The 22789-nt window shown below is 62.5% G+C and carries 19 protein-coding genes; 12 read left to right on the forward strand and 7 right to left on the reverse strand.

All coding sequences use genetic code 11. The features are described from left to right. Positions 1 to 22 precede the first annotated feature (22 nt). Positions 23 to 940 (reverse strand): ornithine carbamoyltransferase, encoded by a 918-nt coding sequence (gene argF, locus MSG32_RS01185; RefSeq protein WP_043331358.1) that lies wholly within the window; start codon positions 938 to 940, stop codon positions 23 to 25. Between the two features lie 316 nt (positions 941 to 1256). On the opposite strand from argF, the gene grxD reads away from it, so the two are divergent. Continuing rightward, positions 1257 to 1589, forward strand: a complete 333-nt coding sequence (grxD, locus tag MSG32_RS01190) for a Grx4 family monothiol glutaredoxin (RefSeq protein WP_043331357.1) — start codon at positions 1257 to 1259, stop codon at positions 1587 to 1589. 183 nt (positions 1590 to 1772) lie between these two features. On the opposite strand, the gene rnt is transcribed toward grxD, so the two are convergent. Next, positions 1773 to 2468, reverse strand: a complete 696-nt coding sequence (rnt, locus tag MSG32_RS01195; protein WP_054555724.1) for a ribonuclease T — start codon at positions 2466 to 2468, stop codon at positions 1773 to 1775. Between the two features lie 267 nt (positions 2469 to 2735). Here rnt and MSG32_RS01200 point away from each other — a divergent pair, with 267 nt between their 5' ends. The 5 genes from MSG32_RS01200 (at position 2736) to MSG32_RS01220 (ending at position 9290) form a co-directional block, all read left to right on the forward strand. After that, positions 2736 to 4001 carry an argininosuccinate synthase gene (locus MSG32_RS01200; protein ID WP_348983959.1) on the forward strand — a complete coding sequence of 422 codons (1266 nt, stop codon included), beginning with the start codon at positions 2736 to 2738 and terminating at the stop codon, positions 3999 to 4001. Positions 4002 to 4339: 338 nt separating this feature from the next. Further along, positions 4340 to 4627: an HlyU family transcriptional regulator gene (locus MSG32_RS01205; protein ID WP_306424366.1), complete on the forward strand. Its 288-nt coding sequence runs from the start codon at positions 4340 to 4342 to the stop codon at positions 4625 to 4627. Between the two features lie 52 nt (positions 4628 to 4679). After that, positions 4680 to 5384, forward strand: a complete 705-nt coding sequence (locus MSG32_RS01210) for a glutathione S-transferase (RefSeq protein ID WP_248377096.1) — start codon at positions 4680 to 4682, stop codon at positions 5382 to 5384. 378 nt (positions 5385 to 5762) lie between these two features. Continuing rightward, positions 5763 to 7061: a diguanylate cyclase gene (locus tag MSG32_RS01215; protein WP_248377110.1), complete on the forward strand. Its 1299-nt coding sequence runs from the start codon at positions 5763 to 5765 to the stop codon at positions 7059 to 7061. A gap of 315 nt (positions 7062 to 7376) precedes the next feature. Then, positions 7377 to 9290 (forward strand): dihydroxyacetone kinase subunit DhaK, encoded by a 1914-nt coding sequence (locus MSG32_RS01220; protein WP_248377113.1) that lies wholly within the window; start codon positions 7377 to 7379, stop codon positions 9288 to 9290. Positions 9291 to 9471: 181 nt separating this feature from the next. On the opposite strand, the gene MSG32_RS01225 is transcribed toward MSG32_RS01220, so the two are convergent. Continuing rightward, on the reverse strand, positions 9472 to 10356 hold the full coding sequence (locus MSG32_RS01225) for a DMT family transporter (protein ID WP_131432527.1): 885 nt from the start codon (positions 10354 to 10356) through the stop codon (positions 9472 to 9474). 133 nt (positions 10357 to 10489) lie between these two features. Next, on the reverse strand, positions 10490 to 11341 hold the full coding sequence (locus MSG32_RS01230) for an IclR family transcriptional regulator (RefSeq protein WP_248377115.1): 852 nt from the start codon (positions 11339 to 11341) through the stop codon (positions 10490 to 10492). Positions 11342 to 11594: 253 nt separating this feature from the next. On the opposite strand from MSG32_RS01230, the gene xsc reads away from it, so the two are divergent. Together xsc and pta are read left to right on the forward strand one after the other, a co-directional pair. Continuing rightward, positions 11595 to 13415, forward strand: coding sequence for a sulfoacetaldehyde acetyltransferase (gene xsc / locus MSG32_RS01235; RefSeq protein WP_235506947.1), 1821 nt, complete (start codon positions 11595 to 11597; stop codon positions 13413 to 13415). A 164-nt stretch (positions 13416 to 13579) separates the two neighbouring features. Next, the gene (gene pta / locus MSG32_RS01240) at positions 13580 to 14593 is read left to right on the forward strand and encodes a phosphate acetyltransferase (RefSeq protein ID WP_248377116.1); all 1014 of its coding nucleotides are present in this window, start codon (positions 13580 to 13582) and stop codon (positions 14591 to 14593) included. Positions 14594 to 14692: 99 nt separating this feature from the next. On the opposite strand, the gene MSG32_RS01245 is transcribed toward pta, so the two are convergent. The 3 genes from MSG32_RS01245 to MSG32_RS01255 form a co-directional block, all read right to left on the reverse strand. Next, positions 14693 to 15997: a hypothetical protein gene (locus tag MSG32_RS01245; RefSeq protein ID WP_248377117.1), complete on the reverse strand. Its 1305-nt coding sequence runs from the start codon at positions 15995 to 15997 to the stop codon at positions 14693 to 14695. Between the two features lie 194 nt (positions 15998 to 16191). Next, complete coding sequence (locus tag MSG32_RS01250) at positions 16192 to 17940, reverse strand: cobalamin biosynthesis protein CobT (protein ID WP_248377118.1); 1749 nt, start codon at positions 17938 to 17940, stop codon at positions 16192 to 16194. After that, positions 17937 to 19070: an AAA family ATPase gene (locus MSG32_RS01255; protein ID WP_248377119.1), complete on the reverse strand. Its 1134-nt coding sequence runs from the start codon at positions 19068 to 19070 to the stop codon at positions 17937 to 17939. The genes MSG32_RS01250 and MSG32_RS01255 overlap by 4 nt, the downstream gene beginning before the upstream one ends. Positions 19071 to 19241: 171 nt before the next feature. Here MSG32_RS01255 and thiO point away from each other — a divergent pair, with 171 nt between their 5' ends. The 4 genes from thiO (at position 19242) to MSG32_RS01270 (ending at position 22604) form a co-directional block, all read left to right on the forward strand. Further along, on the forward strand, positions 19242 to 20381 hold the full coding sequence (thiO, locus tag MSG32_RS01260) for a glycine oxidase ThiO (protein WP_248377120.1): 1140 nt from the start codon (positions 19242 to 19244) through the stop codon (positions 20379 to 20381). 125 nt (positions 20382 to 20506) lie between these two features. Beyond that, positions 20507 to 20641, forward strand: coding sequence for a hypothetical protein (locus MSG32_RS17935; RefSeq protein WP_282460000.1), 135 nt, complete (start codon positions 20507 to 20509; stop codon positions 20639 to 20641). Next, positions 20638 to 21024 (forward strand): nuclear transport factor 2 family protein, encoded by a 387-nt coding sequence (locus MSG32_RS01265; protein ID WP_054555520.1) that lies wholly within the window; start codon positions 20638 to 20640, stop codon positions 21022 to 21024. The genes MSG32_RS17935 and MSG32_RS01265 overlap by 4 nt, the downstream gene beginning before the upstream one ends. A 116-nt stretch (positions 21025 to 21140) precedes the next feature. Next, positions 21141 to 22604, forward strand: a complete 1464-nt coding sequence (locus MSG32_RS01270; protein ID WP_197738684.1) for an FAD-binding oxidoreductase — start codon at positions 21141 to 21143, stop codon at positions 22602 to 22604. Positions 22605 to 22789: the final 185 nt, after the last annotated feature.

Consider the following 22789-nt stretch of genomic DNA (forward strand, 5'->3'; position numbering starts at 1 on the left):
GCTGAAATTCAGCCCTTGAGGCTCAGTCCTGGCGACCCAGCATCAGGAACTCGAGCAGTGCCTTCTGGGCGTGCAGGCGATTGCCCGCTTCCTGCCAGACGACGGCGCGCGGGTCATCCAGCAGACCCATGCTGATCTCTTCGCCGCGGTGTGCCGGCAGGCAGTGCAGGAAGATGACATCGTCGGCGGCCTTGTCGAGCATGGCTTCATCGACCTGGAAACCGGCGAAGTCGGCTTCACGCTTGAGCTGCTCTTCTTCCTGGCCCATGGAGGCCCAGACATCGGTGGTCACCAGGTCCGCGCCCTGCACGGCTTGCTGCGGGTCACGATGGATGCTGACGCGCTGGCCAGCCGCCGCGACGATCTCGCTGTCCGGCTCGTAGCCTTCCGGGCAGCAGATGCGCAGATTGAAGTCGAACTGACGCGCGGCGTTGATCCAGGAGTGGCACATGTTGTTGCCATCGCCGATCCAGACCGCCGTCTTGCCCTTCACGGAGCCACGGCATTCGGTCCAGGTCATCACGTCGGCCAGCAGCTGGCACGGATGATAGTCGTCGGTCAGCGCATTGATGACCGGCACGCTGGAGGCGTCGGCGAAGGCTTCGATATCGGAGTGGGCGAAGGTGCGGATCATCACGCCATCGACCATCTCGGACAGCACGCGGGCGGTGTCGCCGATCGGCTCGCCACGGCCCAGTTGGGTGTCGCGCGGCGACAGGAACAGCGCATGGCCACCGAATTGCGCCATGGCCGTCTCGAAGGACACGCGGGTGCGCGTGGAGGACTTCTCGAAGATCATCGCCAGGGTGCGGTTGGCGAACGGCGTATAGACCGGACCTTCCTTCTTCAGCCCATCCTTGATGGTGATGGCGCGCTGGATGAGGTAGTCGAGTTCTTCCGGAGAAAGGTCAAGCAGGGTCAGAAAGTGCCGGGTGGCCATCGAGCGGGCTCCTGTCAGGGTCTCGGGCAGCACCATCGAAAAGGGCGCCATGCGTCGGAGGGAAGGAAGTCGCCGACGATCACGGCGCCCGGATGGCGCTGCCTGTCAAAAGAGCCATCCTAGCCAGCTCGGCTCGAGCGTGCAACGCTCGCGCCGTTATCAGGGCGGTCATGACGCGCGCTGCAGGGCCGATGCGCGCTGCTGCAGACAGCAATCCACAACTCGGGCACTATCGGGGGCTGAATTCATGGCTTACCCCCAGTAGAATGAGGGAATGACACTCACGGGCCTTGCGCCCACCGTCCGAGGATTGCACATGAGCACTACCATCGAATCGATCGAAAAGCAGATTGGCGAGAACCCGATCCTCCTGTACATGAAGGGCACCCCGCAGCTGCCGCAGTGTGGTTTCTCTGCGCAGACCGTGCAGGCCGTCATGTCCTGCGGCGAGCGTTTCGCCTTCGTCAACATTCTCGACAACCCGGATATCCGCGCCGAGCTGCCGAAATACGCCAACTGGCCGACCTTCCCGCAGCTGTGGGTCAACGGCGAGCTGGTCGGCGGTTGCGACATCGTGGTCGAGATGTACCAGAGCGGCGAACTGGAGCCGCTGATCAAGCAGGCCGCTCAGGAAGCGTCTGCCGAGTGATCGGCATATTCTGATCCGCGTCTTCTGATAGGAGTCGCTCTGATCGGGCTCGCTTTGATCAGTCTCGCTCTGAGCCCAGCAGTGCCGAGCAGCAAAAACGCCCCCGCAGCCTGGCTGCGGGGGCGTTTTCATGTCTGGCTCTCAGAGAGTCTGTCAGCCGGAGGGGGGCAATAGCTCTGCCAGTCAGGGCGCGGGCGCGTCGAGCGAGGCCGGCACCTCATCATTCATGCCCTGTTCCTTCATCGCCAGGTCCCAGCCGCCCAGGTCCTTGAAGCGGTTGACCATCGCGCAGAACAGCTCCGCGGTGCGTTCGGTGTCATAACGCGCCGAGTGAGCGGAGGCGTTGTCGAACTCGATGCCGGCGGCGCGGCAGGCGCGGGCCAGTACCGTCTGGCCATAGACCAGACCCGCCAGTGAGGCGGTATCGAAGCACGAGAACGGGTGGAACGGATTGCGCTTGATACCGCAACGCTCGACCGCCGCGTTCAGGAAGCCCTGATCGAAGGCCGCATTGTGGCCGACCAGCACCGCACGCGTGCAGCCGTGCGCCTTGATGGCCTTGCGCACCGGGCTGAAGATCTCGCCCAGCGCCTGATTCTCGGCCACCGCGACCTGCTTGCGCACCGGGTTGTCGAGATCGATACCGGTGAAATCCAGTGCCGACTGTTCGATGTTGGCGCCCTCGAAGGGGGCCACGTGGAAGGCATAGGTCGCATCCGGCACCATGTTGCCATCGTCGTCCATGGTCAGCGTGACGGCAGCGATCTCGAGCAGTGCATCACCGGCGGCATTGAAACCACCCGTCTCGAGGTCGACCACCACTGGCAGAAAGCCACGGAAGCGCTGTGCCATCTGCGTGCGCTCGCTCGCCTGGGTCATCAAGATCTCCAATCCCGTCATAGCATCTCGTGCTGCGTCGTGCGTATTGCCGACGCTCAAGGTGGCCAATTGTAGCAGGGCGAAAAGGGCGCGTCGCGGCGCTGGCCGCGTGCCGGGGTGTCTCTGGCCCTCCTGGCAGTATCGGTGAGGTGCCAGCCTCGCTATAATCGGCGTCACATCGTGATTCGGGTAGATGAGCGGCTGCGCTTGCGCGGCCTTCGCTCGTCTGGACCGGGCGATCCAACCCCACCTGCGGCCACGGCGTTCATCAGTGGTACGTGGGAACTACAAGCATCAACTCAGGAGTCAAGCATGTCCGACGTGCAAAAGGTCGTTCTCGCCTACTCCGGCGGCCTGGACACTTCAGTCATCGTCAAGTGGCTGCAGGAAACCTACAACTGTGAAGTCGTGACTTTCACAGCTGACCTCGGTCAGGGCGAGGAAGTCGAGCCGGCGCGTGCCAAGGCAGAAGCCCTCGGCGTGAAGGAGATCTACATCGAAGACCTGCGCGAGACCTTCGTCCGCGATTACGTCTTCCCGATGTTCCGTGCCAACGCCATCTATGAAGGCGAGTACCTGCTGGGCACCTCCATCGCACGTCCGCTGATCGCGCGTCGTCTGGTCGAGATCGCCAACGAGACCGGCGCCGACGCCATCTCTCACGGTGCGACCGGCAAGGGCAACGACCAGGTGCGTTTCGAGCTGGGCGCCTACGCGCTGAAGCCGGGCATCCAGGTCATCGCGCCGTGGCGTGAGTGGGACCTGAACTCCCGCGAGAAGTTGATGGAATACTGCGAGCAGCACGGTATCGAAGTCGACTACGCCAAGAACAAGAAGAAGTCTCCGTACTCCATGGACGCGAACCTTCTGCACATCTCCTATGAAGGTGGCGTGCTGGAAGACCCGTGGACCGAGTGCGAAGAAGAGATGTGGCGCTGGAGCGTCAGCCCGGAGCAGGCGCCGAATGACGCGACCTACATCGATCTGACCTACACCAAGGGCGACATCACTGCCATCGACGGCAAGGAAATGGCCGCTCACGAAGTGCTCGAGTACCTGAACAAGGTCGGCGGCGCCAACGGCATCGGCCGTCTCGACATCGTCGAGAACCGTTACGTCGGCATGAAGTCGCGTGGCTGCTACGAAACACCGGGCGGCACCATCATGATGCGTGCTCACCGTGCCATCGAATCCATCACTCTGGACCGCGAAGCGGCCCACCTGAAGGACGAGATGATGCCCAAGTACGCCGAGCTGGTGTACAACGGCTACTGGTGGAGCCCGGAGCGTCGCATGCTGCAGGCGGCCATCGATGAGTCCCAGAAGGTCGTCAACGGCGTCGTGCGTCTCAAGCTCTACAAGGGCAACGTGATCGTCGTCGGTCGTCAGTCCGAAGATTCGCTGTTCGATGCGTCCATCGCGACCTTCGAAGACGATGCGGGTGCCTACGACCAGAAAGATGCTGCCGGCTTCATCAAGCTGAACTCCCTGCGCCTGCGTATCGCGGCCAGCAAGGGACGTGGCATCGAGTAATCTCTGATCCGATAGCCTGATCTCGGAACACCATGACGCCGGCCCCTGCTGCAGCCATTCGCTGCCATAGGGGTCGGCGTCGTGCTATCCGGCTGCCGGTGCCACGTTATCCGGCTGTCGTATCGCGCTTTAGGCGGCCAGAGTCGGCTACCAGAGTCAGGCGCGCTTGCGTCTGATGAGGTGCTGCTCATCCAAGGCACGCATGGCGCTCAGGGGCGTTGCTGAGCGCTTTTCTCCCCCGTGGGTGCATGCGATGCTGACAGAAGCCCCTTTTCATTGTCATTTCTGCACGTAGATTGCCGGCGTCCGTCATGGCGGCCGGCCAAGGAAGATGTCTCATGCTGGGTATGCTGAAGAAACTGTTTGCCGCAGGCGAGCCTGCGCCGGTCAAGGAACCGGAAGCCACCGAATACAAGGGCTATCTGATCGTGGCGATGCCGCAGAAGCACGATGGTCAATACCGGGTGTCGGGCGTGATCCGCAAGCCGGTGGAAGGCGGCGAGATGCTGGAGCACCGCTTCGAGCGCTCCGACACCGTGCCGGGCGAAGAGGGCGCCGTGGAGCTGACCCTGCTCAAGGCGAAGCGCACCATCGATGACCTGGGTGACAGCATCTTCGAGCGCTGATCGCCCCGGAGCTGACCGCTGAGCACTTGCCCCCACCCTCAGGAGCACGCCCATGATCACGGTTCACCATCTGGAAAACTCGCGTTCGCAGCGCATCCTGTGGCTGCTGGAAGAGTTGAATCTTGAATACCGTCTGCAGAGCTATGCCCGCGACAGCAACAGCATGCGTGCGCCCAAGGCGCTGAAGGAGATTCACCCGCTGGGCAAGGCGCCGATCATCACCGACACCACGCTGGCGGGAGAGAATGCCGAGCCGGTGGTGGTCGCCGAGTCCGGTGCGATCATCGAATACCTGATCGATCTGTACGCCGGCCAGGGCAGCGGCAGCACTGCCCATCTGCGCCCGCCCGCCGGCAGCCAGGCCGAGCGTGACTACCGCTTCTGGCTGCACTTCGCCGAAGGCTCGGCGATGCTGCCGCTGATGCTCAGACTGGTGTTCTCGCGTCTCGACAAGCCGCCGGTGCCGTGGCTGGTGCGCCCGATCGCGCGCAAGCTGGCCAAGGGGGTGAACGACAGCTTCATCAGCCCGGAGATCAAGGCGCATCTCGCCTACATGGATACCTGTCTCGAGCATCGCCAGTGGCTTGCCGGCGAATCGCTGACCGGTGCCGATATCCAGATGAGCTTCCCGATCCAGGCGCTCGATGCGCGCCAGGGGCTCAAGAATCACCCGAATATCCAGGAATGGCTGGCCCGCATCCGTCAGCGCGAGGCCTTTCAGCGTGCCGTGGCCAAGGGCGGCGAGCTGGCGCTCTGAGGTGCTGATGCTTTTGCGCGCTGCGCAAACATCATATGGCTTGCGCATTTTTGCGCTATTGATGTGATCTAGACTTTCGTCGGGATTCTTTCGGCATTCGGGCTGTCACATCTGGACGTTATATCGATAGGTTCTGTTTTAGGTATCTAAGCTACAGTTAGTGCTTATTGACCTCAGTCGGGTGACAACCGCCCAGTCACCGGGCTGGGCAGCGAGGCGCCAAGGACGCCAGGCACGACAGGCGGAAAAGCACCGCAAGACAGAACGATAAGACAGAACACAAGACCGTGAGCGATGCATCGGCAAGCGAGTGGGGAGTCCGCCGTGGTGCCGATGGATAAACAGGATGCAGGACAAGGAGTCGACCGGGGGCCTGGCATGGCACGCAAGAGTCTGCGTGAACAATCACTGGAACAAGCACTCCAGCAGATGGAACGCGACAAGGCTCGCCTTGAACGCCGACTAGCGGGTCTGGAAGAGAAACTGTCGACGACGCTCGACGGTACCGGCCTGCGCCTCTGGCAGCTCGAAGTGCCCAGCGGCAAGCTCACCATCTTCAACTATCGCTGGGGGCGCATGCTGGGCTATCAGCCCGGCGAGCTGAACGCCCATTTCGATGTCTGGCGTGAGCACCTGCACCCGGAAGACCGCGACGAAGTGCTCGCCAACCTCAATGATCACCTTGAGGGGCGCACCGAGGTCTATCAAGTCGTGCATCGCATGCTAGCCCGCGATGGCAGCATCACCTGGGTCGCCGACCGCGGGCGGGTGGTCGAACGCGATGAGCACGGCAATGCCCTGCGGCTGCTGGGCACGCATATCGACATCAGTCATGAGAAGGACTACGAATCGCGCCTCAATGCGCTGGCCAGCACCGATGCGCTGACGGGGCTAGCCAATCGTCAGGCCATCAACAGCTGGCATCAGCGACCGCTGGCCGATGACAGTGCCTTGATCTTCATCGACCTCGACGGCTTCAAGCAGGTCAACGACCAGTTCGGCCATCGTGCCGGCGACGAAGTGCTGGTGCTGGTCGCGCATGGCCTGAACGATGAGCTGCATCGACTGGGCATCCACCATCATCTCTCGGCGCGTTTCGGCGGCGACGAATTCCTCTTTCAGCTGCCCCGCATGTCACTGCCGCGTGTCGAACATGTCGCCCGTCGCTGGCTGGAGCGCTTCGCGCATCCCCTCGAGATCAGCGGTGGCCTCGGCCGCATCGGTCTGAGCATCGGCATCTGCTTCGGGCGCGATGCCGACAATCGCTTCGGGCTGGCGCTGGAACGGGCCGATCAGGCGATGTACCGGGTCAAGCACCACGGCAAGCACGGCTTCAGGGTGCACGCGCCGGTGGAGTACTCTTCTTGCGAATACCAGGCCTCGAATCTGGAAGCCTCGGCCAGTCGCCTGCCTTCCTGGCTGCACCCACAGCCCGCGCCGACATCAAAGCCCGAGCCGACATCAAGGCCCGCGCCGCTATCGCAGCAGGCGCCAGCGCCCAGGCCAGCCTCCCAGTCGCCGCCGAGGCAGCAGGCAGCTTCTGCCGGTGCCGGGTCTGCCGGTACTGAGTCTGCCGGTACTGAGTCTGCCGGTACCAAGCCTGCCGATACTGAGCGTGGCGATAGCGTGTCTGCTGATTCCGAGTCTGCCGAGGCCAGGGCCAAGGAGGAAAGGTGACTCGCATGACAAGCAAGCCCGCTTCCTGCTGGCTCCCGACATTCCAAGCCCCCCGCACGCGCAGGCGTCGGGGGGCTTTTGTCTTTCAGGCCGCTCGATTGCTGGACGTAGCACAACGCTGCAGCGCGAATGCCATCATTTTCTGATATGACTATTGCATCCGACAAAGTCGCGAACGACGCTGGGGAGGAACGGCAAGGCAGGATGAGTCGAGGCCCCCGAGCGTCATGGAAGCGTCGTGGCACGAGACAGGCATGAACGGCGGCCTCAAGTGCCGCCTTTATCAGCAGGGCGAGTGTCCTCAAGGAGAGAAGGATGAGTAGCAGCGAGTCTGGCCGACAGTTCATCAATCAGCCACGCCAGGTCGTCGGCGAGGCGCTGGAAGGCTGCGCACGACTGCGCCACCCGGATGGCAGTGGCGTGCGGCTGTCAGACCCCGCCAGTGGCATGCGCCTGGTGGTACGCGATGACTGGGCGCGTGATCAGGTCGCGCTGATTTCCGGTGGCGGCTCGGGGCATGAACCCGCGCACGCAGGCTTCGTCGGCGCGGGCATGCTGACGGCTGCCGTGTGTGGTGAGCTGTTTGCCTCGCCGACGGTGGACGCCGTGCTGGCGGCGATCCGCGAAGTGACCGGTGAGGCCGGGGCCTTGCTGATCGTCAAGAACTACACCGGCGATCGCCTCAACTTCGGGCTGGCCGCCGAGCGGGCGCGTCAGGAAGGCTTCAAGGTCGAGATGGTCATCATCGCCGATGATGTGGCGCTGCCCGACAACCCGCAGCCACGCGGGCTGGCCGGCACACTGCTGGTGCACAAGGTCACCGGTGCGCTGGCGGCCCGCGGGGCGGGCCTCAAGGAAATCACCGCCGTCGCACGGCGCGTCGCCGACAGCTGTTCGACCCTGGGCGTGGCCTTCAATGTCGGCCGCCATCCCGGCAAGCCGCGTGAGCAGCGCGTACCGGAACTGGGGCTGGGCATTCACGGCGAGCCGGGTGCCATGGCGCTGGAGCTTGGCAGCGACTCGGACACCCACGGCGTGCATGCGGTCATGGATACCGTGGTCACGGCGCTGGTGCAGGGACATTCGCGCAAGGATGTCGGCGGCGACCTGCCGGCTAGCGGCCATCTGCTGCTGATCAATGATCTGGGCGGTTGCTCGGCGCTGGAACGCGGTCTGCTGCTGGAAGAGGCGCTGACCCATCCGTCGCTGCAGGCGCTGGGCATCCATGCCGTGGTCGGCCCGCAACCGCTGATGACCTCGCTGGACATGCACGGCTTCTCGCTGACGCTGCTGCCGCTGGATAGCCTGCTGGAAGAGGCGCTGAGCGCGAGCTGCGCGCCGGTGGCCTGGCCGGGCGTGCAGCCGGTGACGCCACTGACGCACTTCACGCCGAGTCAGGACGCCGTCAGAACGGCCAGTGATGAGGCCTCGGATGCCAGACGTGCCCAGGCCAAGGCCGACTGCCAGGAGCGTGCCGCCCGTGGCGTGAAATCACGTGCCGGCCTGCCGGGCGATCCGCAGGTCGAGCAACGCCTGCGCGCGGCGCTGGAAATCCTGCTCGCCAGCGAGGCGGACCTTGACCGCCTCGATGCCATCAGCGGTGACGGCGATACCGGCAGCACCTTCGCCAGCGGTGCGCGCGCGGTGATCGAGGCGCTGGAAGACTGCGAGCTGGCGTGTGGCGATTCCGGCGAGTTGATGACCACCATCGGCAAGCAGCTGGCCCACGGCATGGGCGGCTCCAGTGGTGTGCTGCTCTCGACGCTGTTCACCGCCGCCGCCACCCGCTGGAAGGAGCAATCGGATGCGAATGGCCAGGCACCGCTGGGCCAGCGCTGGCACGACGCCCTGAGTCACGGCGTCGCCCGCATGCAGCACTACGGTGGCGCCTCACGCGGCGATCGCAGCCTGCTGGATGCACTGCTGCCGGCATTGGAGGCACTGCAAGCGTCGGTGCAGTCTGAAAAGCAGGTATCGGTGCAGGGTTATCAGTCAGCCTCGCCGGCCGAGAGCAGGCAGGAGATACGCGCCGGGCGGGTCGACTGGGCCGCGATGGCGCGCGCCGCCCGTCAGGGCGCGGATGCCACCGCCGAGATGGCCAAGGCGCGGGCCGGGCGCTCCGCCTACGTGCCCTCCGCCCATCTGGTCGGCAACAGCGACCCGGGTGCGGAAGCCGTGGCGCGTGTCTTCGAAGCGTTGGCCGATGCCGCCGAGGAAGCGGCGGGTTGATGTGATTGACCGGCTGAGCTGGTTGACCCGAATGACTGGCGCCTGAGCGCTCAAGCCCACAAAGCACAAAGCACAAAGCACAAAGCACAAAGCTCATAAAGCCAAAGCCCCATGAACCAAAAGGCCCGCCCCATGAACCTCGTGTTCAGGGGCGGGCCTTTTTGCGTCATGCGGCAAGCGGTCAGGCGACTTTCTGACGTGTCGGCAGGCGAATCAGACGGGTGGCGATGGCGGTGCCCAGCAGAGTGATGCCCATGCCGGTGAGGATGCGCGCATCGATCACCTCATCGAGCAGCATGTTGCCCCACAGCAGCGCGCTGACAGGTACCAGGAAGGTCACCGAGGTGGTCGCGGTGGCGCCGGCGCTGGCCAGCAGGCGGAAGAAGATCAGGAAGGCGAGGCTGGTGCTGAGCACCGCTAGTGCGATCGCGCTGCCCCAGGCCTCCAGGCTGACGCTGGTTGTCGGCCACATCCACAGGCCTGGAATCAGCAACAGCAGGGACGACATCAGCGAGCTGCCCGCGGCCAGTACCGGCGCCGGCAGGTGATTCAGGCGCTGGCGCGAGAAGTTGGAGGCGAAGCCGTAGCAGAAGGTCGCGCCGAGGGCGGCGAGGATGAACCAGCCGTCGCCGCCGAGCTGGAAATCGAGGCGATCGCTCGACAGCACATAGACACCGCTGAAGGCCACGGCCAGGCCGAGATACTGCTGCTTCTGGATCGGCGTGGCGAACAGCGCCATGCCCAGCAAGGCGGTGAACAACGGCGTGGTGGCATTGATCAGCGAGGTGAAGCCGGCCTCCAGCTGGGTGGTGGCCAGCGCCAGCAGGCAGAACGGCAGCGCCTGACTGGTCAGCCCCAGCACCGCAAGCGGGCCCTTGTGCTCCCACAGCATCCTCAGGCGTCCCGCGCCCAGCAGCAGCGGGGCGAGTACCAGCGCACCGATGCCCATGCGCAGCAGTATCAGCGTGGTCGGGCCGAATTCCGGCGCGGCCACGCGCATGAAGATGAAAGACATGCCCCACAGGGTGGACAGCAGGACAAGACGCAAGGCATCGCTGGCGGACATGGTGTTCTCGACGTGGCGTGTGAAAGGCAGTCCGCTAGGCTAGCCCCTCATGCGCGTCACGGGAAGCACGACCTTGTGCCTGTCGCTCTTCTTTCCCAGTCCTAGCTCCAGCTCCAGACCTAGCCCGCTGGCCTCAGGCGGACGGAATCGCGCCGCGCTGGATGGCGGCGATATCGCGCGCGGCGCGCTCGAGTGCCGGCAGATGCTTGAGCATGTCCTCGCGCGACTGGCGCATCACCGGTGCCTGGATCGCCACGCCGATGTTGGAGGGCCCATCGGGATTGGGCGCCAGTACCGCGATGCACACCAGGCCGGGCAGGAATTCCTCGTCATCCAGCGCGAAGCCCTGCTGACGGACCTGCTCGATCTCGGCCTCGACGGACTCGATGTCGGTCAGGGTATTGCGTGTCATCGCGTTCAGCGGCGTGCCGGTCAGCAGGCGGCGGCGCTGGGCGGGCGGCATCTGGGCCAGAAACAGCTTGCCGCTGGCGGAGCAATGTACCGGCACCCGTGAACCGGGGTGCAGATAGAAGCGCAGCGGGGCCTGGGTCTCGACGCGGTCCAGATACAGCACCTCGCTGCCGGACAGCGCGGTGATGTTGCAGCTCTCGCCGACCTCTTCCATCAGCCGGTTGAGCACGCCGTGGCGGGCACCCTGCACGGTGTCGTTGAGCAGCAGGTTCTCCGCCAGACGGCGCAGCCGGCTGCCCTTGCTGTAATGACGGTTGTCCGCCTCGCGCTGCAGCATGCCGCTGCCTTCCAGCTGCTGCAGCATGCGGTGCAGCGTCGGCTTGGGCAGGCCGGTCTCTTCCACCAGTCCCTGCAGGGTGAAGAACTGGTCCTTGGCGGCGATCACTTCCAGCAGCGCCAGCAGACGCTGGGCGGGCGTATCGCCATCTATCTTGCTGCCTTCCTTGCCGGTGTCCCTGTCAGCGTCCTTGCGGTCACGCGGCAGGCTTGCCTGGGGCTGGGTGGCACTGTTCATGGGCTATTCCCTCCTTCAATCCGTGCGCTGGGCAGTGTGGCGCCGAAACGCTCGGCCCGTCAGTGCCTTGCGTTGCTGTGCCTACTTTAACAGTACTCCATTCATCGAAAGAAGTTTCTAAAAAAGGAGTGTTTTTGATCATTTTCCGAAATCGGGCTTGACGGACCGCGCGGCGAGGGCTAATTTTGGTCACATGTTTCGGTAATCGGAACTAAATGTATCAATAAACATAAAATTTAGAGTTGGAGACGCCATGAGCACTCAAGACAGCGCAGACAATCGCAAGGTCGTGCAGGGCAAGCAGAAGATGACCCCTTCCGAGGCCTTCGTGGAAACCATGGTCGCCAATGGCGTCACCGACATGTTCGGCATCATGGGCTCCGCCTTCATGGATGCGATGGACATCTTCGCCCCGGCCGGCATTCGCCTCATTCCGGTGGTGCATGAGCAGGGCGCTGCCCACATGGCCGACGGCTATGCTCGCGTTTCCGGCCGTCACGGCATGGTCATCGGCCAGAACGGCCCGGGCATCTCCAACTGCGTCACCGGCATCGCGGCCGCTTACTGGGCGCACAGCCCGGTGGTCATCGTCACGCCGGAAGCCGGCACCACCGGCATCGGCCTGGGCGGCTTCCAGGAATGCAAGCAGCTGCCGATGTTCCAGGAATTCACCAAGTACCAGGGCCACGTGACCCACCCGTCGCGCATGGCGGAATACACCGGTCGCTGCTTCGACCGCGCCATGTCCGAGATGGGCCCGACCCAGCTCAACATTCCGCGTGACTACTTTTACGGCGAGATCGAATGCGAGATTCCGCTGCCGGCACGTGTCGACCGCGGCCCGGGCGGCAGCAAGAGCCTGGATGAGGCAGCCGAGCTGCTGGCCAGCGCCAAGTTCCCGGTCATCGTTTCCGGTGGCGGTGTGGTGATGGCCGATGGCGTCGAGGAGTGCAAGGCACTGGCAGAGCGTCTCGGCGCGCCGGTGGTCAACAGCTACCAGCACAACGATTCCTTCCCGGCCAGCCACCCGCTGTGGTGTGGTCCGCTCGGGTATCAGGGCTCCAAGGCGGGCATGAAGCTGATCTCCCAGGCCGATGTCGTCATCGCGCTGGGCACGCGCCTCGGGCCGTTCGGTACCCTGCCGCAGCACGGCATGGACTACTGGCCGAAGGACGCGAAGATCATCCAGATCGACGCCGACCACAAGATGCTGGGCCTGGTGAAGAAGATCTCCGTCGGCATCTGCGGCGATGCGCGTGAAGCGGCCATCGCCCTGACCGAGCGTCTGTCCGGTCGCAATCTGGAATGCGATGCCTCCAAGGATTCGCGTCTGACCCAGATTCGTGAAGAGAAGGCCGCCTGGGAAGCCGAGCTGGATGCCTGGACCCACGAGAAGGACGCCTTCAGCCTCGACGCCATCGAAGAAGCCAAGGACGAGAAGCCGTTCTCCGGCGGCGAATACCTGCACCCGCGTCAGGTACTGCGCGAGCTGGAAAAGGCCATGCCGGAAGATGTCATGGTGTCCACCGACATCGGCAACATCAATTCCGTGGCCCACAGCTACCTGCGCTTCGATCGTCCGCGCAGCTTCTTCGCCCCGATGAGCTTCGGCAACTGCGGCTACGCGCTGCCGACCATCATGGGTGCCAAGACTGCCGCGCCGGAACGTCCGGCCATCGCCTACGCCGGTGACGGCGCCTGGGGCATGAGCCTGATGGAAATCATGACCGCCGTGCGTCACGACATTCCGGTCACCGCCGTCGTCTTCCACAACCGTCAGTGGGGCGCCGAGAAGAAGAACCAGGTCGAGTTCTACAACCGTCGCTTCGTCGCCGGTGAGCTGGACAACGAAAGCTTCGCCGAGATCGCGCGCTCCATGGGTGCCGAAGGCATCACCGTCGACCGTCTGGAAGACGTGGGCCCGGCCCTCAAGAAGGCCATCGACATGCAGATGAACGAAGGCAAGACCTGCGTCATCGAGGTGATGTGTACTCGCGAACTGGGCGACCCGTTCCGCCGCGACGCCCTCAAGAAGCCGGTGCGTCTGCTCGAGAAGTATCAGGATTACGTGTAACGCCCATCGCTGATCGCGCTGTGCAGGTCATGGATGGCAGCGCGATGAAGCGGGTGTAGCGCGACGCGCAAGCAGGACTGGAACTCTCCCTTGCCCCGGCCATTTCAGATGTCCGGGGCTTTTTGGATGTGTCGGCTGCCTGCAGGGGCAGCGAGGAGACAGACATGAAGGCACTCAACAACATTCTGGCGCGGGCCAAGGCAGACCCGCGTCGTATCGTGCTCTGCGAAGGGCAGGACATGCGGGTGGTGCAGGCGGCGGTGAGCGCGGCGGAGCAGGGCCTGGCGCAGGTGATGGTGGTGGGTGACCCCATCGTCATCGCCGCCACCGCCAGAGACGCCGGGCTTGAGGATCAGGCGCTGGCACGGCTCGAGCTGATCGACCCCGTCACTTCCGAGCACACCGCCAGGCTTGCCGAGGAGCTGCACGCGCATCGCGCGGCCAAGGGCATGACGGCGGAGCAGGCCGCCGAGAAGATTCGTGATCCGCTGACGTTCGCCAACATGCTGGTGCGCGAAGGACTGGCGGATGGCTCGGTGGCCGGTGCCGTGCTCACCACTGCTGATGTGGTGCGCACCGCCATTCAACTGCTGGGGCTGGCGCCGGGCAGCAAGCTGGTCTCCAGCTTCTTTCTGATGATGCTGTGCAAGCCGTTTCACAACCTGAAGGGCGGCATGATCTTCTCGGATTGCGGGCTGGTGATCGACCCCGATGCCGAGGAGCTGTCGCAGATCGCGCTGGCCGCCGCCGACAGCGCCCAGGTCCTGCTCGGGGAAGACCCACGGGTGGCGATGCTGTCGTTCTCCACCAATGGCAGCGCGCATCACGCCTCGGTGGACAAGGTAGTGCAGGCCGCGCATCGGGTACGCGAGCAACGTCCGGATATCGCCATCGATGAAGACGTGCAGCTCGACGCCGCCATCGTGGCGGAAATCGCCGAGCGCAAGCTGCCCACCTCGCGCGTCAAAGGCACCTCCAACGTGCTGGTGTTCCCCAATCTGGAAGCCGGCAATATCGGCTACAAGCTCGCCGAACGCATCGGCGGCGCAGAAGCCATCGGCCCGCTGCTCCAGGGCCTCGCCAAACCCGCCAACGACCTCTCGCGTGGCTGCTCCACCGCCGACATCCTCAATGTCATTGCGGTCACTGTTGTCCAGGCACAGCAGCGTACTCAGTAAGACTTAATTTCTTTTCTTATAATCTTGGCTAGACAGGCGCAAACAACAAATAGAGCAGGCTTTAGCCAGCTCTATTTGTTGTTTAGTGTGCGACAATATTTATAAGGTTAGCTGGGGTGAAAATTGTTGGTCATGCGGTAGATCTATTAGGTCCAATAATTCGTCGCGATCTTGTCTAGATAGCCATATTAAGAAGCTTTTATCAACAATGCTCATCCTTAAGTTAGTCTGATCGTAGTCAAGTACCATAGGTTTTATATTTTTCTTAATCTGTAAAGATGTTAATGATTGCAATGATTGAGTAACATTTCCAGGATTTAGCTCCGCTCCCCTGGGGTGGACATCTTGAAGCTTATTTCTTATTTCTGCCTGTTTAAATCCTCTCTCTAATATGTCTGTTTCGCTAATTAGAATTGGGTATAGCAACCATTTATGCATCTCTAGCTCAGTATCTTGGAATCCTTCTGCAAACTGTGTTAAAAATGAGTTAAAGCGTCCACCTTGCTGATTAACCACTTGGCTTACCAATTCATTACACTCGTCTCTGCTTCCTATTTCTTTGATGTCGGCTTGAGTTCTAAATATATTGTTCTTGATGCAACATTGATAGCAGGTTTCTTGTACTATAAATACGCTTTCGTAGCAGGATTCAAGGAGTTCATTTTTGAACTCGGTCGAGAAGTTTATTCTTAATAGTTTTTCACCATCGAGGATGAGTTTCTCGAGTTCCTCTCTACGCCACTTGTCTGCGTTAATAGATAACAGTCTTCCTGTTAGATCGCCGTTATAAACGCTGAGTCTATTTTCTTCCAGCCATACGCCAATGATTATAAAACATAGTCTCGAATTCTCATGAAATGCTTTTAATGCAACAGAGAAATCTCTTTGTGTCTCTATAGGGAGATAATGGAAGTCTTCTAAAACAATATACTTGCTAAATTTAGATCTTTGTAGTGCAGATATTATGTCATTGACATCTAAAGGGTCCAGTTCTAGAGGGGACTTTGTTGTACTTTCTTCACTAGAACGCTCTGATTCGGCTCCTGCTTCAGCCATTGCCCCTAATATTCCAGCTTTCATCTTAGCCAATATTTTCTGCTTCCCTGAAGTTGCCTTCATAGTAGAAACAGTAAGTTCATATCCAGCTTGTTTTAATATAGCCTCATGCACATCATCTAAATTCCACTTGTTGGAGCAATGCACAACAATATAGTCGTCTGGATTTAAGCAGTGCTTTCTTAATGATGTTTTACCTTGCTTGGAACTTCCGTATATAACTAAGTGCTGACCCCTTGATAAATTATCAATTAATACATTGTCAGCGCTTTCACGCTCTACATAATTTAATGGAAGTTCTCGATTGATCCCAAACACATCATCGATAGCGTGTTCTTTAATTGTCATCTTGAATCCCTGATGTTATTCCCAAGCCTATCCTTGGTATGCTTTAGTATTTTTAAGTCATTTTTAAGTGGTTCTAGTTTCTACGGTCTAACTAACGAATTAATGTTAGTCAAAACTAATGGTATACCAGATACTATATTTTTCTAGTTTTTGTACGCTTAGCTTCTTAAGTGAGAGTACAAAAAAGCATTCACTCACATTCCCTGATGCCGGCACGCGAGCGCCATGTGATAGACGATTTCATCGGCGAGGGCGTTGTCGAGGGTGCGTTCGAGGTCGATGATCAGCTGGTTGGGGTAGTAGGCGCTTAGGTCCAGCCCGACGCCGAGGCCGAGAATGGCCTGGCGGCCGGAGCGGGTCTGTTGTGCGACGACCTGCTTGAGGTGGCTGTCGAGGTAGTGCTCGTCATTGGCCATGTTGGTGGCGCTGTCACAGGGGCTGCCATCGGAGATGACGACCAGCAGACGGCGCGCGCCTTCGTCGGCAGGAGTGTTATCGGCGAGTCGTGAGCAGGCCCATTGCACGGCTTCGCCATCCACGCCTTCGCGGTAGAGATCGGCCTTGAGCAGGGCGCCGAAGTTGCGGCGCGCACGTCGCCACGCCAGTGAGGCGGGCTTGAAGACCAGATACTGCACTTCATTCAGGCGGCCCGGACGCGCGGGCTTGCCGGCGCGTCGCCAGTCCTTCAGGGCGCGGCCGCCATTCCAGGCGCCAGTGGTGAAGCCGAGCACCTCGGTGGGCACACCGGCCATGTCGAGCGCGCGGGTGAGAATCTCGATCAGCATCGCCACCGCCTCGCCATGCACCTTCATCGAACCGGAGCAGTCGATCAGGAAACTGACCTGCGCACTGGCCTCGGGCACCCAGCGCTCGCGCTGGAAGACCCGCCGCTCGGCCGGCGAGGAAATCACCTGACTCAGCCGCCGCCCATCGATGATTCCTTCCTCCTCTCCGAAGTGCCAGCCCTCACGCTGCGGCGAGCTGAAATGGCGCGCCAGCTGACGTGCCAGGCGCCGCACGTTGATCTTCTGCTCCGCCAGACGCGTATCCAGCGCCTGCCGATACTCATCGAGCAGGGCCGCGCGCATGCGCCTGGCCGGTTCCAGCTCGCGATCATAGGCCGTGGTGAACACCTGATAGGGCAGCAATTCTTCCGGCGCGCCACGCCGATGACTCGGCAGCTGCGATGCCGGCTGCTCCTCGAGCAGACTCGCTTCTTCATCCTCGTTTTCCAGAAACAACGCGAAGCGCTGACTGGCCTCTGACTCGTCATCCTCCTCGCCGTCCTGCTCCTCCAGCGATTCGGCCAGTTCCTGCTCCAGCCACAGGCTGATGTTCAGCGCATGCTGCTGATAGGCCGCCTGATCGAAACGCGTGCGTCTCAGCCCCGCCATGTCAGCGCCCAGCGCCTGATAGAAGGAGGCGCGCGTCGTCTCGATGTAATCCTCCGTCTCGTGGATCACCGCACAGGCCATCAGGCGCGACCAGCACGACTGGATGACGCTGTAGATGAGGATGCCGCTGCTCGTCTCGGTCAGGCCCGCGTGATAGAAGGCCAGGCACCAGTCGGTGAAGCGCCGCGCCAGATTCTCCTTCACGCCGGGCATGTCAGGGTCGACCAGCGCCTCGACGCGCAGCTGCTCCAGCAGGTCATAGATCAGGCGGGTTTCCGGCAGCGCCGGACGCGCCGCCAGATGCAGCGCCTCGTCGGTGTGGAGCAGGCGCAGCGCGATGGCATCGCTGACCGCGCGATAGTTGTCGAGCGTGCAATCATCTTCCTCAAGGCGCAGATGCGGCGTGCGCAATGGCAGCGCCTGAGCATGCCGACTCAGGCGCCGTCCCCGATAGGCCCAGCCGGCCTGACCGCTGAGTGCCCCGAGACTCGCAGCCGAGAGCTCCTCGAGATACTGCTGACGACGGCGTACCTGCTGGGCCGCACTCATGCCCGGGCTCCCTTGTCGCTGTCCTGTTCATCCATCAGGTCGCTCTCCATCAGTGCCGCGGATTCCTCAAGCTCCTTGGCGAAACAGCGCTGATAGAACTCGGCGACCAGCGGGCGCTCATGCTCATCGCACTTGTTGAGGTAGGAGAGACGGAAGGCCAGCGCCGGATTGCGGAAGATCTCGCAGTTCTCCGCCCAGGTGATCACGGTGCGCGGCGACATCAGGCTCGACAGGTCGCCATTGGCGAAGCCCTTGCGGGTGAGGTCGGCCACCGCGACCATCGCGCGAATCAGGGCGCGGCCTCGCTCGTTGTCCTTGGCGGGCACACGCGCCAGCACGATCTTCACCTCTTCCTCACGCGGCAGGTAATCCAGCTTGGCGACGATGTTCCAGCGGTCTATCTGCGCATGGTTGAGCAGCTGGGTGCCGTGATAGAGCCCGTCCTGATTGCCAAGCCCGACGGTATTGGCGGTGGCGAACAGCCGGAACTGCGGATGCGGGCGAATCACGCGGTTCTGATCGAGCAGCGTGAAGTGGCCGTCGCGCTCCAGGATGCGCTGGATGACGAACATCACGTCCGGACGGCCGGCATCGTACTCATCGAAGATCAGCACGATGGGGCGGGTCAGCGACCAAGGCACGATGCCCTCCTGGAACTCGGTGACCTGCACGCCGTCGCGAATCACGATGGCGTCCTTGCCGACCAGATCCAGCCGGCTGACATGGCCATCGAGATTGACGCGCAGGCACGGCCAGTTGAGGCGCGCGGCGATCTGCTCGATATGGGTCGATTTGCCGGTGCCGTGCAGGCCCTGAACCATCACGCGGCGGTTGTTGGTGAAGCCGGCGAGAATGGCGAGGGTGACATCGGGATTGAAGCGATAGGCGTGATCGATCTCCGGCACGTGGGCGTCGCGCTCCAGAAATACCGGCACCTTGAGGTCGCTGTCGATGCCGAACAGCTCGCGCACGCCGCGCAGCTCAGTGGGCTGCAACTGACCGGCGGGCAGCGGCTGCTCGGCAGAGGCGGCGGGGCCTGCATCGCTGGCAGGACTTGCATCATTGGCAGAGCTTGCATCATTGGCAGAGCTTTCATCACTGCTGGAAGGCGTCAAGGTGGCGTCGCTCACGGGGTGTCTCCCTCGTCATTCTTGTTGGTGGCTGTCCGGTGGACCTGTCGCGGGGAGACAGGCAAGCCGGGCGGCGGCAATGCTGTGAATATAGCTTTGTTTCTAAAAATAATGCAAATCGTATCGAAATATGAGATTTGTGATTATTCATTCCCCGCAGGAGCAAGGCAGATGAGCGATACCCTGATCATTGGTGGCGGCGTGATGGGCATGATGATGGCGTGGCAGCTGGCCGAGGCCGGCCAGACGGTCACGCTGCTGGAGCGCGGTCAGTGCGGACGCGAGGCATCGTGGGCCGGTGGCGGCATCGTCTCGCCGCTGTATCCGTGGCGCTATTCGAGTGCCATCTCATCACTGTCACGCTGGTCAGAAGGCGAGTACCCCAGGCTTGCCGAGGCGCTCAAGGGCGCCACCGGCATCGACCCTGAATACCGCCAGAAGGGCCTGATCTACCTGCGGGTCGAGGATGAGGCGCTGGCGCTGGACTGGGCGCGCACCCAGCACAAGCCGCTGGAGGTGATCGAGCGTGAGGCGCTCTACGCGCGCGAGCCGCATCTGGCCAGTGGCCATCAGCAGGCGCTGTGGATGCCGACGCTCGGCAGCATCCGCAATCCGCGACTCGGTCAGGCGCTGCGTGCGCGTCTGCTGGCGCATCCGCGTATCCGGGTGCGTGAAGAGTGCGAGGTCACGCAGCTGGTGCTTGCCACGCCATCGCGTGTCACGGGCGTCCGGCTTGTTGATGAGACCGTCAGTGCAGACAACGTCGTGGTATGTGGCGGCGCCTGGAGTGGCAGGCTGCTCGCCGCGGCCGGCGTGCTGCTGCCGGTGCGCCCGGTGAAGGGCCAGATGATGGTCTTCAATCCGGTGGCGGCGGGGCTTTGCAGTGTGGATGCGCCGCTGCTGTCGCGGGTGGTGCTGTGCGATGGCCGCTACGTGATTCCGCGCGCCGATGGGCGGATTCTGATCGGCTCGACCCTGGAGCATCAAGACTTCGACAAGTCCACCACCGCGCAGGCGCGCGAGTCTTTGCATGCCAGCGCCGCGAGCATTCTGCCGGCGCTGGGTGAGCTGGCGCCGGAGCATCACTGGGCCGGCCTGCGTCCGGGCACGCCGGATGGCACGCCTTTCATCGGCGCGGTGCCGGGGCTTGATGGCCTCTACGTGAATGCCGGTCACTATCGCAATGGCCTGGTGCTGGCGCCCGCCGCCACGCGCCTGCTCAGCGACATCCTGCTCGGGCGCGAGAGCTTCATGTCAGCGGAGGCCTTCACGCCACCGGGCGTGGCAGCGCCTGAGGCAATCGCAGGCTGAGTCGTCCCAAGGCGGCGCAATGGGACCAGTTGGCACCAGGGCAGCCCCGCTGGTGCCAACTGGCCCAATCGGTGGCAGCCAACTGGTGCTAAAGGGCGGTGCGAGTGTCGGCGTAGTCTCGGGTCATGGCGCAGCGCTTGCTGCCGCTCCTTAATCTCAGCAAAAAGCTCAACAACAAGCCCGACAACAAGCTCAACAACAAGCTCAACAACAAGCCCAACAACAAGCCCAACAACAAGACTGCGGAGCCCGACCCATGACTCACCAAGCCACCATCGAACTGCTGACCGCCTTCTGCGACGCCCTCAACCGTCACGACATCGACGACTGCCTGTCGATGATGACCGATGACTGCGAATTCCTCGCCATCGCCGGGCCGGAACTCGAAGGCAAGACCTTCGCCGGTCAGGACGCCGTGCGTGCGGGCCTCTCCGCCGCCTGGCAGAACGCGCCGGATGCCCAGTGGATCGACGCGGAAATCTTCGCCGATGGCGAGCGTGGCTTCGTCATCAGCACCTACACCGGCACCACCGCCGATGGCGCGCGTAGCGAAGCGCGCATGATCGACGCCTTCACGCTGCGTGACGGCAAGATCGCGATCAAGAACGCCTTCCGCAAGAACCGTCCGCCCGTCAACGTCTGAGCGCCAGCGGCGCACCGATCAGGGAAGAGGTTTCTGAAGCTGTCTTTGCCTTGGGGGAAGCGCGTCATGGCGTCAGGTCATGACGTGCGCCCCGTGGGTGAGAGGAGGTGTTCGAGATGGAAACTATCGTGCAGCACGGCGCCCGGCCGTCGGACATGGGCAACGAATCAGAGCAGCGCCCGGCCACTCAGGCCTCGCGGCCGTATGACCCGGCCTACGACCCGCTGGTGAGCGCCACCCCCGGCGAAGGGCGCGACTACGCGCCGACCTACTGGGTAGCCACCGCCGGTGAGCCGCCGGCAGACGATGGCCCGGTGATGGGCGATATCGACGCCGATGTGGTGATCGTCGGCTCCGGCTTCACGGGGCTGACCGCCGCCATCGTGCTGGCCGAGAAGTACGGCATCAAGGCCACCGTGCTGGAGGCCAATCGGGTCAGCTGGGGCTGTTCGACCCGCAATGGCGGTCAGGCGCAGTGCGCCACCGGTCGCCTCAAGCGTTCGCAGTGGATCGAGCGTTACGGGCTCGAGGCCGCCCACGGCCTGCACCGCGAGTGCGTCGAGGGCATGGAGAATTTCAAGGAGCTGATCAAGGACATCGACTGCGATCCGCAGCCGGGCGGCCATCTGTACATCGCCCACCGCGAGCGCATGATGCCGGGGCTGGAGAAGGAAGCGCGCCTGTTGCGCGAGACCTTCAATTACGATGCCCGCATCATCGATGGCGCCACGGTGCGCAATGAGTGGGTCGGTGATGAAGAGGCCTGCGGTGCGATGCACGAACCGGAAGGCATCGGCGTGCACCCGGGCAAGTTGGCCTTCGGCTATCTGCGCAAGGCGCGCCGCCTGGGCGTCAAGGTGCACCCGGCAAGTCCGGTGGAGAGCTGGGAGACCCGCGATGGCGTGCACTATCTGACGACGCCGGGTGGCGTGGTCAAGGCGCGCTCGGTGGGCATGGCGACTGGCGGTTACACCTCCGGCAAGCTGCATCCGGAGCTCGACAAGCGCCTGATGCCGGTGCTCTCCAACTCGCTGGTGACGCGCCCGCTGACGGCGCAGGAAATCGAGGCGACCCGCTTCCATACCCATCAGGTGCTCACCGACACCCGCGTGCTGCGCCACTACTACCGCCTGCTGCCGGACAACCGCCTGCAGATCGGCAGTCGCAGTGCCGTCTCGGGGCGTGACGCGCCCAAGGCGCAGTACGAGCAGCTGCTGATCGCCGACATGCACCGCAAGTTCCCCGCGCTGAGCGGCATCGAGGTCGATTACTCCTGGTGGGGCTGGGTGGATGTCAGCCACGACATGATGCCGCGCATCCATCAGCCGGACCCCAAGCAGAGCATCTATTACGCCATGGGCTATGGCGGCAACGGCGTGATGTATTCCGCCCAGGCGGGCAAGCGCCTCGCCCAGTGGATCGCCAGGGACGCGGCGGACCTGGTGCTGCCGATCTTCCAGTCACGCCTGCCGTATCCCAATGTGCTCAACAAGGTCGAATCCCCGCTGTTCGCACCGTTCCGCCGCACCGGCCAGCGTTGCCTGTATCGCTGGTACGCGATGAAGGATGAAGCGCAATAGAATGTGACTCGCCACTGATGCCACGTTGACCCGGATGCTCCCGCATTGATCGATTTAATGATCAGTTCGGGAGCATCTTTGTTATCCAGAAGATAATCATTGTGGGTTGTCGTTGCTTGGGAGGGGGCAGGGTTTGCCTCAGCCATGGCCGATACGGCGGCTCGCCTCGCCTTTTTTCTCCTTGC

Origin of the sequence: Cobetia sp. 1CM21F (assembly GCF_023161745.1) — a bacterium.
Classification (GTDB): Bacteria; Pseudomonadota; Gammaproteobacteria; order Pseudomonadales; family Halomonadaceae; genus Cobetia; species Cobetia amphilecti.

Bases quoted from the DNA above. Each gene is read 5' to 3' on its own strand.
- argF (WP_043331358.1), bottom strand. From the start codon at position 940: ATGGCCACCCGGCACTTTCTGACCCTGCTTGACCTTTCTCCGGAAGAA.
- grxD (WP_043331357.1), top strand. From the start codon at position 1,257: ATGAGCACTACCATCGAATCGATCGAAAAGCAGATTGGCGAGAACCCG.
- rnt (WP_054555724.1), bottom strand. From the start codon at position 2,468: ATGACCCAGGCGAGCGAGCGCACGCAGATGGCACAGCGCTTCCGTGGC.
- MSG32_RS01205 (WP_306424366.1), top strand. From the start codon at position 4,340: ATGCTGGGTATGCTGAAGAAACTGTTTGCCGCAGGCGAGCCTGCGCCG.
- MSG32_RS01210 (WP_248377096.1), top strand. From the start codon at position 4,680: ATGATCACGGTTCACCATCTGGAAAACTCGCGTTCGCAGCGCATCCTG.
- MSG32_RS01215 (WP_248377110.1), top strand. From the start codon at position 5,763: ATGGCACGCAAGAGTCTGCGTGAACAATCACTGGAACAAGCACTCCAG.
- MSG32_RS01220 (WP_248377113.1), top strand. From the start codon at position 7,377: ATGAGTAGCAGCGAGTCTGGCCGACAGTTCATCAATCAGCCACGCCAG.
- MSG32_RS01225 (WP_131432527.1), bottom strand. From the start codon at position 10,356: ATGTCCGCCAGCGATGCCTTGCGTCTTGTCCTGCTGTCCACCCTGTGG.
- MSG32_RS01230 (WP_248377115.1), bottom strand. From the start codon at position 11,341: ATGAACAGTGCCACCCAGCCCCAGGCAAGCCTGCCGCGTGACCGCAAG.
- xsc (WP_235506947.1), top strand. From the start codon at position 11,595: ATGAGCACTCAAGACAGCGCAGACAATCGCAAGGTCGTGCAGGGCAAG.
- pta (WP_248377116.1), top strand. From the start codon at position 13,580: ATGAAGGCACTCAACAACATTCTGGCGCGGGCCAAGGCAGACCCGCGT.
- MSG32_RS01245 (WP_248377117.1), bottom strand. From the start codon at position 15,997: ATGACAATTAAAGAACACGCTATCGATGATGTGTTTGGGATCAATCGA.
- MSG32_RS01250 (WP_248377118.1), bottom strand. From the start codon at position 17,940: ATGAGTGCGGCCCAGCAGGTACGCCGTCGTCAGCAGTATCTCGAGGAG.
- thiO (WP_248377120.1), top strand. From the start codon at position 19,242: ATGAGCGATACCCTGATCATTGGTGGCGGCGTGATGGGCATGATGATG.
- MSG32_RS17935 (WP_282460000.1), top strand. From the start codon at position 20,507: ATGGCGCAGCGCTTGCTGCCGCTCCTTAATCTCAGCAAAAAGCTCAAC.
- MSG32_RS01265 (WP_054555520.1), top strand. From the start codon at position 20,638: ATGACTCACCAAGCCACCATCGAACTGCTGACCGCCTTCTGCGACGCC.
- MSG32_RS01270 (WP_197738684.1), top strand. From the start codon at position 21,141: ATGGAAACTATCGTGCAGCACGGCGCCCGGCCGTCGGACATGGGCAAC.